13 protein-coding genes and 2 pseudogenes are annotated in these 14042 nt (G+C 61.9%); 11 read left to right on the top strand and 4 right to left on the bottom strand.

The features are described 5' to 3' along the window. Positions 1-282: 282 nt before the first annotated feature. Positions 283-423, bottom strand: a pseudogene (gene glnQ / locus NKJ40_RS15480) (glutamine ABC transporter ATP-binding protein GlnQ); the annotation flags it as partial. 40 nt (positions 424-463) lie between these two features. After that, positions 464-802: pseudogene (locus NKJ40_RS15475) on the bottom strand (DUF1612 domain-containing protein); the annotation flags it as partial. Positions 803-1050: 248 nt separating this feature from the next. Here NKJ40_RS15475 and NKJ40_RS15470 point away from each other — a divergent pair. The 3 genes from NKJ40_RS15470 (at position 1051) to NKJ40_RS15460 (ending at position 2491) form a co-directional block, all read left to right on the top strand. Continuing rightward, positions 1051-1308 (top strand): hypothetical protein, encoded by a 258-nt coding sequence (locus NKJ40_RS15470; RefSeq protein WP_352466751.1) that lies wholly within the window; start codon positions 1051-1053, stop codon positions 1306-1308. A 406-nt stretch (positions 1309-1714) separates the two neighbouring features. Continuing rightward, positions 1715-2116 (top strand): hypothetical protein, encoded by a 402-nt coding sequence (locus tag NKJ40_RS31930; protein ID WP_502903715.1) that lies wholly within the window; start codon positions 1715-1717, stop codon positions 2114-2116. A gap of 117 nt (positions 2117-2233) precedes the next feature. Next, positions 2234-2491, top strand: a complete 258-nt coding sequence (locus NKJ40_RS15460) for a hypothetical protein (protein ID WP_352466750.1) — start codon at positions 2234-2236, stop codon at positions 2489-2491. Between the two features lie 356 nt (positions 2492-2847). Here the strand turns inward: NKJ40_RS15460 and NKJ40_RS15450 are convergent, their stop codons facing one another. Further along, on the bottom strand, positions 2848-4179 hold the full coding sequence (locus NKJ40_RS15450; protein ID WP_352466749.1) for a PQQ-dependent sugar dehydrogenase: 1332 nt from the start codon (positions 4177-4179) through the stop codon (positions 2848-2850). Positions 4180-4581: 402 nt separating this feature from the next. Between NKJ40_RS15450 and NKJ40_RS15445 the strand changes: the two genes are divergently transcribed. Beyond that, positions 4582-5541: a DMT family transporter gene (locus NKJ40_RS15445; protein ID WP_352466839.1), complete on the top strand. Its 960-nt coding sequence runs from the start codon at positions 4582-4584 to the stop codon at positions 5539-5541. 68 nt (positions 5542-5609) lie between these two features. Here NKJ40_RS15445 and NKJ40_RS15440 read toward each other — a convergent pair whose 3' ends face one another. Further along, complete coding sequence (locus NKJ40_RS15440; protein ID WP_352466748.1) at positions 5610-6806, bottom strand: ROK family transcriptional regulator; 1197 nt, start codon at positions 6804-6806, stop codon at positions 5610-5612. Between the two features lie 143 nt (positions 6807-6949). On the opposite strand from NKJ40_RS15440, the gene NKJ40_RS15435 reads away from it, so the two are divergent. Genes NKJ40_RS15435 through NKJ40_RS15405 form a run of 7 tightly spaced genes read left to right on the top strand, consistent with a single transcriptional unit; the run spans position 6950 to position 13839 of the window. Next, positions 6950-8215 carry an ABC transporter substrate-binding protein gene (locus NKJ40_RS15435; RefSeq protein ID WP_352466747.1) on the top strand — a complete coding sequence of 422 codons (1266 nt, stop codon included), beginning with the start codon at positions 6950-6952 and terminating at the stop codon, positions 8213-8215. Positions 8216-8272: 57 nt separating this feature from the next. After that, positions 8273-9211: a carbohydrate ABC transporter permease gene (locus NKJ40_RS15430; RefSeq protein ID WP_352466746.1), complete on the top strand. Its 939-nt coding sequence runs from the start codon at positions 8273-8275 to the stop codon at positions 9209-9211. After that, the gene (locus NKJ40_RS15425) at positions 9204-10106 is read left to right on the top strand and encodes a carbohydrate ABC transporter permease (protein ID WP_352466745.1); all 903 of its coding nucleotides are present in this window, start codon (positions 9204-9206) and stop codon (positions 10104-10106) included. The genes NKJ40_RS15430 and NKJ40_RS15425 overlap by 8 nt, the downstream gene beginning before the upstream one ends. Positions 10107-10116: 10 nt before the next feature. Continuing rightward, positions 10117-11214, top strand: coding sequence for an ABC transporter ATP-binding protein (locus NKJ40_RS15420; RefSeq protein WP_352466744.1), 1098 nt, complete (start codon positions 10117-10119; stop codon positions 11212-11214). Positions 11215-11217: 3 nt separating this feature from the next. Next, positions 11218-11991 carry an SDR family NAD(P)-dependent oxidoreductase gene (locus NKJ40_RS15415; protein ID WP_352466743.1) on the top strand — a complete coding sequence of 258 codons (774 nt, stop codon included), beginning with the start codon at positions 11218-11220 and terminating at the stop codon, positions 11989-11991. 37 nt (positions 11992-12028) lie between these two features. Further along, the gene (locus NKJ40_RS15410; protein WP_352466742.1) at positions 12029-13030 is read left to right on the top strand and encodes a sugar phosphate isomerase/epimerase family protein; all 1002 of its coding nucleotides are present in this window, start codon (positions 12029-12031) and stop codon (positions 13028-13030) included. Then, positions 13027-13839 (top strand): SDR family NAD(P)-dependent oxidoreductase, encoded by an 813-nt coding sequence (locus NKJ40_RS15405; RefSeq protein ID WP_352466741.1) that lies wholly within the window; start codon positions 13027-13029, stop codon positions 13837-13839. Before NKJ40_RS15410 ends, NKJ40_RS15405 begins: the two co-directional genes overlap by 4 nt. Positions 13840-14042 lie beyond the last annotated feature (203 nt).

The following is a 14042-nucleotide window of genomic DNA, read 5'->3' as shown; positions in this document are numbered from 1 at the left end:
GGCAAACTGCCGGTTTTTCTTACGGCCTTTAGATACGACCTGATGCGATCGGTCGATGGCCCTCGCGAGAGGCCAGTTCCAGACTGCAATCTTATGCGACTTTCGAAGCACAAAGCGTGCACATCGAACCCGAAGGCGGCTTTGCTACCCGACCCTGGACGCCAGTTTCGCGCCCCAAGGAAACAGCGATCAGCAGCGTGGCATTGGAGGTCTCGGTTGGGGCCGGAAGCAGACTGTCCGCTTTCCGAAAGCGACGTGAAAAAGCAGCCTTTTTCTGGAAGTCTAATGCTTCAGTATCTGGCTGAGGAACAACTTCGTTCGATCATGGCGCGGGTTGCCGAAAAACGCGTCGGGCATGCCCTCCTCGACGATCTGCCCAGCGTCCATGAAGATCACCCGGTCGGCGACCTTTGCGCCGTTCCCTGGCAATCAGGCGCAGCCCCAAATTAAGAGCAAAAAGATGCGAACTAACCTTGCCGCGCTCCCTGAGCAGCGCGGCCACCAGCAGATTGCCAAGCCCGTGCTGGTGCTGCAGTGGTTCGATGTCTTGCCACGCCTCCCAGGCAATCGCCGCGGCCAGCACGGCCGGGATGTTGTCGCCGCGCAGCCGCTCAACGACGGCGAGCCAGTCGACCAGCCGCTGGTCCTCGTTCCAGTCGAGATCGCGGATCAGCGGCCCGAGACCGTCCGGCAAGGCCTCCCGCGCGTTTGCCCCTTGCCCTTCCGTCTGGACCTCCGGGCTGTCCGCGGCGCGCGGCGCGATTTTTTCGCTGGCCAGCAGTCGGCCGGAGCGGGCCAACACGGCGTCGATCTCCGCCAGCTCTTCGGCAAGAGCGTCCTCCTGGCCGGTGTCTTCGGCAAGGCTTTCGTCGACGTCGTAATCCGCCCCACCGGCCGCCGTCCCTGAATCGGGACGGGAGCCAACCTGCCCCGCGCTAGACCGGTCGCCGCCGCCCTGCCTTCGCGGCCGCGCAACGCCAAAATGCCTACGCGAGAAAGCGCCCAGTCGGGTGGGTGCAAAAGAATGCGGCGGCGGGTGCGCAGCACGGCATGCGCCCGGGTGAGCTCGTGGCTCGGGATGCGGATGTCCATATTTGCGTCGTGCAGGACGAGGTCTTCCATGTGGACGAGTTCGCCTTCCAGCCAGAGCGCCGCGGCCGCGTCGGCAAAATGCTGGCGTTGCAAAAAACCGTCGCGGACAGGGCTTTTGTACACGCGCTCATCGAGGCGGGCCACAAGGTCTTCGGCGCGTGCGAGCGGCCCCAGCAGGGTGTTCAGCGGCAGAGTGGTGAAGTCGTAAGCCATTGATTCTTTTGTAGCCGATTCGCGTAGCGGAAGCTATCTCGCCATTTAGTTCCGTCACAGCGGATTATCTCCGCAGCATTCTTCACTATCGATAATTACCTCTTATCGATACTTGGACAATTACAATAAGACAGCCCAGTACTATTTCCCCGGCTCTTTCCGGCCGAGACCCATCAAGAACAACACTGCATTTTTCCGATCATCGCCTTTGGGACCCCAGACTCGTGGGTTGCTGCTATGCCGCATGCCGTCGATAGCAGAAGAAGGCGTCGTCGATAGTGGGTGTTGCGATGTAGCGCTCTCCCGCTACCAAAATTCAGATAAGTAATCGAAATAACGAGCAAATCGTGGCGCCGCAAACCCTTCGCGCGCCTCGGCTTGTGCAGATTCCGGCAAGGCTGGAGTCGAGTTGAGCCAAGAGCGGACGAACAATGCGAAGCGTCTCAATGGCAATTCCGACGTCACGTTCGACACGCTGCACGCGTCGATTGATCCGGTCGAGGCGGCGAGTAACCGCCGCTTGCTTTCGCTCTTCGGCATCCGCCGGCAGCAAAGACGCGAGCGCAGCCTCGGCGACCAGGGACAGCGAGACCTCGCGCCGTCCAGCGTAGTGCTCGAAGCAGAGCGGTCGCTCTGTTCTGCCACCTCCTGCAAAGCCGCATTCAGTCGCGATCGACTACATCGCTCTCAAGAAGGTGCCCGGCGGCGGAAACGGTTAAAACGCCTGCTTTTTCGCCGGCAGCTCAGCCGCTTTCCGTCGAAGGGTGAACCCCGTTCCCTAGTCCGAAATGGTTACTTGCGCTGCAGCTAATGTAGTTACAATCTTGTGCCGTCGAAAGCCGCATGGGCCGGCCAGGCGCGAGTACCGTCTTCGCCGGCGTCTCAAAGCAGTCGACCACACGTTTGCGGTGCCCTAAGGGGGAAATCAATGAGATTGACGATTATTTGTGGGGCAATTGTGATTGCCGTATCCACCGCCGCCGTTGCGCACGAGAAAGAGAAGGTGGTCAGTACAGAAGTAACGTCGGCCTGCGCCGACCTGTCGGGCAGCACGATCAAGAAAAACAGGGAAACAAAGGTGGATTGCAGTTCAACCGGAACTGTCTCCAGCGCAATTTCGAAAGACAAATCGGAGCCGCGCCTGGGCTATGAAACGGTTAATCCTGCAATCATATCGATCTATTAGCTGAGGAAACAGCAGGCCGGTCTATCGGGGTCCAGGCTTCGGGAGCAAGGCAAGGACCGACACGCGGCCACATTGCCTGCGGACCGTTCGTCGCGTAGTGGCTTAGGGTCGAAAACAGATCGAGCCGCGAAGCATCACCGGTGATCGCCTCAGCGGGCAGCGTGCCCGACAGCGTCGACAGGATCACCCCCTTGCCCGAATAGCCATGCGCAAAAGAGAACTCGCCGTAGCGACCGACATGCGGCAGGCGCGATGTCGTCGCCTGGCATATGCATCGAAACCGTAGCCGAATGCAGCCATATCGGGCGTGGCGCTGTAGCCGAAGGCTGAGGTCGGAATCAGAAAGGCACCTGCGCTCAACGGCCATTCGCCCGGCGGACCCGCCAGATGACGTTACCGACGTCATCGGCGACGAGCAGTGCGCCAGTCTGATCGATAGCAACGCCGACCGGACGGCCCATCGCCTCGCCATTACGCCCGATGAAGCCAGTGAGCACATCTTTCGGAGAACCGCTCGGTTGGCCACCATGGAACGGCACGAAGATCACCTTGTAGCCGCTGTGCACGCTTCTATTCCACGATCCGTGCTGGCCGACGAAGGCGCCGTTGCCATAGGCCGGACCGAGCCGGGCGCCTTTGGAGAAGGTCAGTCCCAGCGAGGCGGTATGAGAGCCCAGGGCGTAATCGGGCTTGATCGCTGTCGCCACGAGATCGGGGCGCTGCGGCTTGGCGCGTTCGTCGACGTTCTGTCCGTAGTAGCTGTAGGGCCAGCCGTAGAAAGCACCGTCACGAACCGAGGTCATGTAATCCGGCACAAGGTCGTCGCCGATCTCGTCACGCTCGTTCACGGCGACCCAAAGCTCGCCAGTTCCAGGATTCCAGGAGAGCCCGTTCGGGTTGCGCAGGCCCGAGGCGAAGACCCGAGTGCGGCGGGTCGACCGATCCACTTCAAGGACAGCGGCGCGGTTCTTCTCCGCGGCTATGCCATTTTCTCCAACGTTGCTGTTGGAACCAACGGTGACATAGAGCTTGCGTCCATCCGGAGTTGCTATCACGTCCTTGGTCCAATGATGGTTGAGGTCCCCGGCCGGCAAGTCGATGATCTTTTCCGGCGACGTGCTGACTCGGGTCTGGCCAGTGGAGTAGGGGAAAGCGACGAGCGCGTCGGTATTCGCGACAAAGAGCTTGCCTTTGGACAGCGTCATGCCGAAGGGCGAATTGAGGCCTTCCGCGAACGTCGTGCGCACATCCGCAATGCCGTCGCCATCGGTGTCGCGCAGGAGCGTGATGCGGTTGGCGCTTTTGGTCGCGGCGCCAGCCCGCTTCATAGCCAGGTCCATGAACACCTTTCTAAGACTGAAGCCTTCGTCATGCTTGGCAGGGGCATTGGTTTCAGCAACCAGCACGTCGCCGTTCGGAAGCACATGCAGCCAGCGCGGATGGTCGAGACCGGTGGCGAAGGCGTTCACTGTCAGCCCCTTCGCCGGGGTCGGCATACCTCCTTTCTGCCAGCCTTTCGCCTCGGCTATGTTAACAGTCGGGATCAGCGTCGGTCTTGGTTTCGGTAAGGTGGGGTTGGGGCCATAGCCGGTTATTGCCCCGGTTTTTTGCGCCGGAATGCCAGCGCAGCTTGCCATGACGGCGCCCAACACCGCTACGAGTACGCTTCCTCGGAAGCCGGCATGCATCGGACGTCCTCCGCATGGATTTGTGTCGCGCTCTTTGTGCAAACGGAAGTCAGTGGCTTATTCTTCCAATTGCTTCGAAAAAAACAGCGGCGCTAGTGATCCGAGGGCCAGGAATTCGCGACAGATCTGCTCTCGGCAGAAATATGGCGCGAGAAGATTGTGGCAACCGCGCGAATATCTGTCGCGCGATATGAATCTCAGATTCGTATCGCACGAAATCGATACGGCTTGCGCTTTTCGGTATCGAGTTGCTCATGGGCCAACATGCGTTCGAATGGAACGAGACCATGAACGGCGGGACCCCCAATGACCCACCAATTGCACTAGCTGGTGAAACAGCTGTTGCTGCTGCTTAGCAAGACGCTGCAGATCTGCTAAAATCTGCGGTGGGAGGAGACGGATATCCAATCGCTGCCTATAGCACATCCAAGTGTAGCGAAGGCGACACCCGACGCTTCACTTCCGCTCGCCTATTCCCTCGCGACGCTCTGCTGGCTCCTGTCGGCCGGCGTCTATATTGCCGCCAAGTGGGTTGCCCCCGAGATGCCGCCTTGGGCGCTCTGCTTTTGGCGGCTGGCGCTCGCCTGCGCGATCCTGCTGCCTATCGTCCATCGTCATCACGGGGCAATGCTCGTGCTGATCCAATCCCGGGTGATCGAGGTGCTGGTCATCGGCGCCATCGGGCTGACCTTGTGTCAGGGCATGATCTACACGGGCCTCAACTACACCAACGCGACAACCGCCGGCATCATCATGGCGCTGTCGCCGATCATGACCATGGTGCTTGCCCGCTTCGTGCTTGGCGAGCCCCTCGGTGTCTGGAAGGCGTTTGGAGCGCTGCTCGCTCTGGTCGGGATGGTGGTGATCGTGGCGCGCGGCGACCTTGCCGCGCTGATGCAGCTACAATTCAATCCCGGCGAATTGTGGATCGTCGGCAGCGCCTTTTGCTGGGGCCTCTACACTGTGCTGCTGCGTCGCGCGAAATTCGCTATCGAGCTTCTGCCGATGGTGGTCCTGCTGCTGGGAGCCGGCGCGCTGGCCGCACTGCCGCTTTATCTCTGGGAACTATTTTCCGGGGATCGTTCGGCGCTGCATGCGAACGGCCTTCTGGCTCTCGCCTATGTTGCCGGCCCGGGCGGCGCTCTGATGTACTATCTCTACAACCGTAGCGTCGAGGCGCTTGGCGCCGGGCGGGCCAGCATGCTGCTCTATCTGCAGACTGCCTTCGTCGCCGTGCTCGCTTATCTGTTCCTTGGCGAAAGCTTGCACGACTACGATCTCGCCGGCGCCGCCTTCATCGTCGCCGGCCTGCTGCTCGCCACCGCGATCAAGCCGAGGCAGCGCACGGTGCGTGTCGCGTAGGCAACATCAGCACCGCCGCTTCGGTCAGCAGCTCGTAAAATCAGAGCACCACCCGAAGCGAAGCCGGGTCACTGAAGTCGGCTGTTGTGGCGCAGCACGAGGCCGACCGCGCCGAGCAATGCATCGTTCTCCGTGTGCTTGCCAACGATTATCCGTGTGCGCAGCGCGGGCGCCACATCGCGGGACTTGATGAGCGTGTGGCGTTCGTATGACGCGATCAGTGGCGCCAGGAGAATGTCGCCCGCCAAGGCCATGCGGCCGCCGATGATGATGAGCGGCGGATTGAGCACCGAACCGATCAAGCCAAGGCCACGGCCGGCGAACTCGGCGGTGTCCTCGATCATCCGCAGCGCCCTCACGTCGCCCTGCTCGGCCATCATGATCACATCGTCCATCGTGACCGGCCGTCGCACGATGCGCGAAATCTGCTCGAGCGGCCGGGCAAAGCTGGCATAGAGCTCCAGGCATCCGCGATTGCCGCACCGGCAAAGGTCGCCGCCGGGATCGATGCTGATGTGCCCGAATTCGCCGGCGCCGCCGGCGATGCCGCTCACCAGCCGGCCGTGCTGCACAATGGCCCCGCCGACGCCCAGATCGACCTTGAACAGCACGAAGTCGTCCTGGCCGACGGCCGCACCCCACATCAACTCCGCAATGGCCGAGCAGTTGCTCTCATTGTCGGCGAAGATCGGCTGTTCGAGGACCGGCCCGAACACATCGCGGATGTTGACCCCGGCCCAGGTCGGAACGATACTCGCGCGCAGCACCACTCCTTCGCGGCTGACTGGGCCCGAGACGGAGACCCCAACCCCCAGGAGCCCCGCCATCGGCAGACCGTTCTCTTCGTAGCATCGGGCAATTACTGACTTGGCGAGCTGGGCCGCCTGCTGTGGCTGGTAGTCCAGACCCATGGGGATAGTTTGTTCGGCAATGAAAGAATGCGAGACATCGGCGACGACGCAGCGCATCTCGTCGAGGCCCAGATGGATGCCGACGCAGGTGCCCGCAGCAGGATTGAGCGTCAATGTCGCGGCAGGCCTGCCAATACCCCTGGCCGCGTCATGATGGGCCGAGGATTCGATCACCATCCCCGACTTTCTCAAGCCATTGAGCGCGGTTGAAACCGTCGACCGCGCCAAACCGGTAATGCGGGTAATTTGCGACGCAGAAAGCACGCCGCGCTCACGCAGGCATCGGACGATCAGGCTCTCCGGCGACGCGGACGGCCTGTCGATTAGCCAATTTCTAAGCGAAGGTTTGTTCATGATGAGCACAAAGCACGTTGACTGATAGCTCAAATATGTCATCTTGGAAAGAACGGAGATTACTGCATCTCACCGGCCACGACCTCAAATCGCGGGCCACAAGCGGTCGATACGAACCGTGCATCACATATGGGAGTGAAACGATGAAATATCTGAGGACGGCCTTTGCGGCCGCTACCGCCTTCACCTTGGCTACCGGAACAGCGCTCGCGGAGCCCAAGACCAACCTCTTGCATCAATGGGCCACCGGATCGGACGCCCAGGCTATCGCCAAGCTCGGCGAGATGTTTACCGCCAAGGGCGGCACCTGGCAGCAGACCTCCATCGCAGGCCATACGGCCAATACATTGGCCAAACTGCGTGCCGATGTGATCGCCGGCAACGCTCCTCCCGCTGTGCAGCTCAAGGGCCCCGAAATCGCCGAATGGAACGAGACGGGCATGACAGCCAATCTCGATGACCTGGCGAAGGCGGAAAATTGGGAGAAGGTCGTCGCTCCCGAATTGCTGCCGGTGATGAAGCCGACCGGGAATTGGGTGGCGGCGCCGATGAACATCCACCGCATCAACTGGCTGTGGGCATCGCCGAAGGTCATGAAGGACGCGGGCGTCACCGAGATGCCAAAGACATGGGCGGAATTCAACGCCGCCTGCGACAAGATCGTGGCCAGCGGCAAGATTTGCATTTCGCACTCGACCGCCGACTGGACCGACTCGACCGTCTTCGAAGTGGTCGTGTACGGTCAGGACCTCGATCTCTACAGGAAAGCTTTCGTTGAGGGCGACGTCGATGCCATGCGCAGCGACGGCATGGTCAAGGCCTTCGAGCAGTTCCGCACCATGACTTCGAAGTACATGGATCCCGGCATGAACGGGCGTGACTGGGATACCATGTCGCACCTGGTCGGCCGTGGCGAGGCCGCTTTCCACATCATGGGCGACTGGACGCTCGGCCTGCTGACGGCCGGCGGCTTCAAGGAGGGCACCGACTATATCTGCGCCCAGGCGCCGACCGATTGGGGCAAGCCTGGCTTCATCTTGAATTCAGACTCGGTCGTGTTCTTCAAGCAGAAGGACCCGGACTATATCGAGGGCCAAAAGCTGCTTGCGAGCACTATCTTGTCGCCCGAGTTCCAGACCATTTTCAATCAGACCAAAGGCTCGATACCGGCCCGTCTCGACGTCGATCTTTCGAACGGCTTCAATCCCTGCCAGCAACTCTCGCAAAAGGATCTGCAAGCCTCGATCGCCGCCGGCACGCTCGTGCGTTCGATGGCGCACAACATGACGGTGCCGCAAAAGGTCCGCGGCGCAATCATGGATACAATTACCGAGTTTGTGGCCACGCCGGATATGAGTGCGCAGGACGCGGCCAATGCGATGGCGGATGCGGCCCAAGCGCAGAAGTGACGCTGCCGATGATGGCCGGGGGCGAAGCGCCCGGCCAGACCTCGCCGGAGCAGCCCGATGTCCACCCATGATCTGATAGTACCAGCTGCAGCTGCCGCGGCCCGTCCGTGGCGCGAGCGCCTGGGCACGATGGTGCCCATTCTGGTGCTGGCGCCGTCGATAGCGGCGAGTTTCATCTATGTTTTCGTCTTCACGCTCTGGACGCTCTACATCTCGCTGTCCAATTCGTCGCTGTTGCCGACCTATGGGTTCGTCGGCCTGGACAATTACGCTTCGCTCTGGGCAAACCGGCGCTGGAACATCGCCTATACGAATCTCTTCCTGTTCAGCGGCTTCTATATCGTTGGCTCGATGGCGGTTGGCCTGCTGCTCGCCATCGCGATCGACCAGCGCGTCCGCGGCGAGGCGGTTTGGCGCACCATCTTCCTCTATCCGTTGGCGGTGTCCTTCATCGTCACCGGCACGGTGTGGAGTTGGCTGTATAATCCTGTCGACGGTATCCAGGCCTTCGTTCGAGGGCTTGGCTGGACCGACTTCAGCTTCGCCCTGACGGCCAACCGCAACACCGCGATCTATGCGGTGATCATAACCGGTATCTGGCAGTCGTCCGGCTTCGCAATGGCACTTTTCCTGGCTGGTCTACGGTCCGTCGATCCGGATCTCGTCAAAGCCGCGCAAATCGACGGCGCGTCGGTTTTCCGGACCTATCGCAGGGTCATCCTGCCAACCATCGCTCCGATATTCCTGGCGGTGGCGGTCATTCAGATACAATTCGCCATCAAGACCTTCGACCTGGTGGCGGCGTTGACGCGGGGCGGGCCAGGTGTGTCCACCACCTTCCCCGCCATCTATGTCTACGACCTGATGTTCCAGCGCGGCCAAATCGGCGAGGGTGCCGCCGCGGCGATGATGATGCTCGCAGCGGTAGCGGTGGTGCTGGTGCCGTACTCCTTGTGGATTGTCTGGCGCCGGCGGGCGGAGGGCCGCAATGGCTGAAATTGCCCCCAATGCCCGTTTTGATCCGGAAGAAGCCGCTGCCACGCGCCGGCATTTCTGGAGCCGCTTCCTTGTCTATGCCGTGCTGACGCTTTTCGCGATCGTCTATCTCGTGCCGTTGCTGGTGGTGATCTTCAACTCATTGCGTGAGCAGTCGGAGATTGCCCGCAACGGCCTCATCTCCGTACCGCGCAGCTTCCGGTTCGATGCGTGGGCGCAGGCCTGGGGATCCTACTGTGTCAGCGGCACCTGCGAGGGCATGAAGCGCAATTTCTTCAACTCGCTGGCGATGACGATCCCCGCCACGATCATCTCGACCATTCTCGGCGCCATGAACGGCTACATCCTCTCCAAATGGCGCTTCAGGGGTTCCGAACTGATCTTCAATCTGATGCTGCTCGGCGTATTCATCCCCGGCCAGATTTCGCTGATGCCGTGGGCGTTCCTGCTCGGCAAGCTCGGCCTGACCAATTCCACATATGGGCTGGTGTTGATCCACGTCGTCCAGGGCATCTCGTTCACCACCCTGTTCTGCCGCAATTTCTACGTCAGCATACCGGACGACCTGATCAAGGCGGCACGCATCGACGGCGCCGGCTTCTGGCGGATCTTCCGCAAGATCATCCTGCCCCTGTCGCCGCCCATTCTGATCGTCACCGTCATCTGGCAGTTCACCGGCATCTGGAACGAGTATTTGTTCGGCGTCGTCTTCACATCAGGCCAGCAGCAGCCGATCACGGCGGCGTTGGTAGCACTCACGGCCGGCGGCACGACCGCACGTGCTTACGATGTGATGAGCGCAGCAGTGCTGATCGGCGCGTTGCCACCGCTGCTGATCTACCTGTTCGGTGGAAAATACTTCGTGCGCGGCCTCACCCAGGGCGCCATCAAATGAGGCGTCGCCCATGTCCGCGTTGACGATCCGCAACCTTCACAAGAGCTACGGCTCGCTCGAGATTCTTGCCGGCATCGATCTCGAGGCTAAGACCGGAGAATTCGTCGCCCTTGTCGGCCCGTCAGGCTGCGGCAAGTCAACCTTGCTCGCCATGATTGCCGGTCTCGAAACCGTCACGTCGGGAGAGATTTGGATCGGCGACCGGCTGGTGAACTCGGTGCAACCCAAGGACCGCGACATTGCGATGGTGTTTCAGTCATACGCCCTCTATCCCACGATGACCGTGCGCCAGAACATCACCTTCGGCATGGAAAGCCGAGGCGTGCCAAAAGCGGTGCAAGCGGAAGCTGTCCAGCGGGTTGCCGCACTCCTGCAGATCGAACAGCTGCTTAAACGCAAGCCCGGCCAGCTCTCGGGCGGCCAGCGGCAGCGCGTGGCGATGGGGCGTGCCCTCGTCCGCGACCCGAAGCTGTTTTTGTTCGACGAGCCCCTGTCCAACCTCGACGCCAAGCTGCGCGTCGACATGCGTACCGAAATCAAGAAGCTTCACCATCGCGTCGGCAAGACCACGGTGTATGTCACCCACGATCAGGTCGAGGCGATGACGCTTGCATCCCGCATTGCAGTGATGAACCAGGGCTCGGTACAGCAGTTCGACACCCCGAAGCGGATTTACGACCGGCCGACCAACATGTTCGTTGCCGGTTTCATGGGATCGCCGGCGATGAATTTCATTCCCGCCCGGCTTACGGGCTCGACCAGCATCTCGGTACGCGCCGCTGACGGCAGCGACGCCAGCCTCGCCCTTGCCGCACCGATGCCCGCCGGTGCGCCAAAGGACGTCGTGCTCGGTATCCGGCCGGAACACATCTACCGTTTCACGACCGACCTGAAGTCGCGCAAACCGGCTGTGGCGTCCATGCAGGCGCCGGTCGAACTGGTCGAGCCGACCGGGGCCGAGACGCTTGCCGTGCTCAGGCTTGGTGACCTGGAGATCACCGGCCGTTTCGAGCCGGACGACGCTCCGGTCATGGGCGAGACGATAATGCTGGGCATCGATATGTCGCGCGCCTGCCTGTTCGATCCAACAACCAAGGCGCTTCTGTAATCGATGTCCGTACAATTCGCGACTTATCCGAGCTTGACCGATCGGGTCGTGCTGATCTCCGGCGGCGCCTCCGGCATCGGCGCCGATATGGTCCGCGCCTTCGCCTCGAATAGCGCCCGGGTAGCCTTTCTCGATGTGCAGGATGAGCCAGCGGAGGCGTTGGTGCGCGAGCTCGGTGGTGCCGCCGGGCAGGCTCCCTTGTACCTCCATTGCGATGTAACCGACGTCGATGCGCTAAAGGCGTCGGTAGAAGGCGTGCGCGCGCGGCTTGGTCCGGTCGCGGTCCTGGTGAATAACGCTGCCAATGATCAGCGCCATCCCATAGACGCGGTAACGGCGGAATATTGGGACCGCAGCTTCGACGTCAATCTCCGGCATCACTTCTTCGCCGCCCAGGCAGTGCATCCGCATATGAAGGAACTCGGCTTCGGCTCGATCATAAATTTCTCTTCCATCGCCTGGCGGTTCGGAGCGGACCAGATGGTGGCCTATGCCACCGCAAAGGGGGCTGTGGTGGCGCTGACGCGTGCGTTGGCGCGGTCGTTCGGACCGGACAACATCCGCGTCAATGCAGTCGAACCCGGCGCCGTCATGACCGAGCGGCAGCGCGAGCTGTGGTTCAAGACGCAGGAGGCAGTCGACCAGACGGTGCAGCGGCAACTGATCCGCCGCGTCCTGCTGGGCGAGGAGATTGCACGGACAGTGCTCTTCCTTGCGGCCGACGACAGCCGCATGATCACCAAACAGTCCATAACCGTCGATGCCGGTCTGCGCTAGTGACGCCTCTCCGCTCTCCATTGGAACCGCCAAGCTGATGCTTCGTCTCGGCCTCAACCCCTACGGACTGACCTACCATCTCGGACTGCAGGGCCGCGGCACGCCGCGGCACAATCCGGACGGCGCGGGGCTGGAAGGCTTCATAGCACTGGCGCAGGAACTGGGCGCACGCACGCTCGAGATCTACGAACCCTGGTTGACCGAACTAACGGACGCCGAAATCGTCGCGCTGCGCAGGCGTCTTGCCGCGCTGGACATCGTCCCGGTGGTGAGCGGCGGACTGCTCGTGGCAGGTCCACTGGACAACGCCTTTCGGGCTGCGCGCCTGCTCGAGGCAACAACGATCCGTATCGCACTGACGCCCGTCCTGTGCGGCGACCGCAATGCGTGGGGCCGGAAATGGAGCGAATTCAACGCAACGATTCGCGCTGCCTTGACGGAATGGGGGCCGCGTGCGGCGGCGGAGGGCCGCGTGCTCGGCATCGAGAACCATCAGGACTTCGGCAGCGACGAACTGGTTGCGTTCTGCGAACTCGGCGGGCCGGGTGTCGGCATCACCTACGACACCGGCAACACCTTTCCTGTCGGCGAGGCGCCGCTTGCCTTCACGCGCCGGATCGCGCCCCATGTCCGCCACGTTCACCTCAAGGATTATCGCGTCCAGTTCACGGATGAGGGCTACCGCCTGGTCCGCTGCGCGATCGGCGACGGCGCCGTGCCATTCGCCGAACTGGCAGCCATCCTTGGCGAGCACCACGACACGCTGACGGCGGTGCTTGAGCCCGGCGCGCTGGAGGCCCGTCACGTTCGCTGTCTCACCGACGACTGGTGGAACGGATATGCGCCGAAGACCGCCCGCGAATTCGCGGCCTGCCTGAGTGCTGCGCGCCTGAACCGCCTTGCGGACGACGCCGACTACCGCACGCCATGGGAGCGCGATGATGACGGTGCGCTCGTTTCGTACGAGCTCGACATGATCCGGCGCAGCGCCGCCAACATGATGAAGTTCGATTTCATTGCAAAGGAGAAATCAGCATGACTGCCCGAGAACTCAGCGGCCTGACCGCCTTCGTGACCGGCTCGGGACGCGGCCTCGGCCGCGTGATGGCCGACCGCTTGGCCGAACTTGGCGCAAACGTCGCGGTCCACGACCTCGATTGGACCCGGCCATCTCAATATGGCGAATTCGCGGACCTCGGCGACTCTGCCCGGGGCTTGGAGAAGCATGGGACGCGCATCACCGCGGTCACCGGCAACATCGGCGACAAGCAGGCCGTCGCCGAAATGAAGAGGAAGATCGAGGCGGACCTCGGCGACGTGCACGTACTGGTCAACTGCGCCGGCGGCGACATCGGCGCCAAGGGCGTAAAGCCCAGTCCCAACAACGCGCTCGACATCGACTACGAAGACATCAAGGTTCTGACCGAGAACAACCTCATCGGCACGATGCTGGTCTGCCAGGCGTTCGTTCCGCCCATGGTCAAGCGCGGCTCGGGCTCGGTGATCAACATCGCCTCGGCGGCAGCGCATATTGGATGCTCACCCGAAGTGGTCTACTCGACGCTCAAGGCAGCCGTCGTCCATTATACGCGCTGCCTCGCCAAGGAACTGATCGACGATGGCGTACGCGTCAATGCGGTGAGCCCTGGCGCCACCAAGACGGCACGGTTCCAGGCGAGCCGCGTGGTCGATCCGCAGCGCATGGATTCGAGCAAGAAATCGCTGAACCGGTATGCGGAGCCTGAAGAGATCGCCGAAGCGGTGGCCTTCCTCGCCGGTCCGCGCGCGCGCTTCATCAACGGACAGGTAATCCGCGTCGACGGCGGCTTCACACTCTTTCCAGGTTGAGCCGCGACCGTTGCCGGTTTCGGATGAGTATTTGGTTGTGCCGTGACCCGATAAAGCTGTTATCGTGCCCTCGCGTCGGGGGCGAAGCCATGCAGATCGCGGGGATGGGTTGCTGTTTGGCGGTTCGCCGGCCAAGGCGTTACGCTAATCGCGTTGGTGCCGCCTCGAAGCGCTGCTCCGGCGCTAGCACCCGGATCCGCGGC

Source organism: Mesorhizobium sp. M0119 (assembly GCF_040322615.1).
GTDB lineage: Bacteria > Pseudomonadota > Alphaproteobacteria > Rhizobiales > Rhizobiaceae > Mesorhizobium.
Note: the sequence above shows the minus strand (reverse complement) of the source record. Positions and strands in the feature narration are given on the sequence as shown.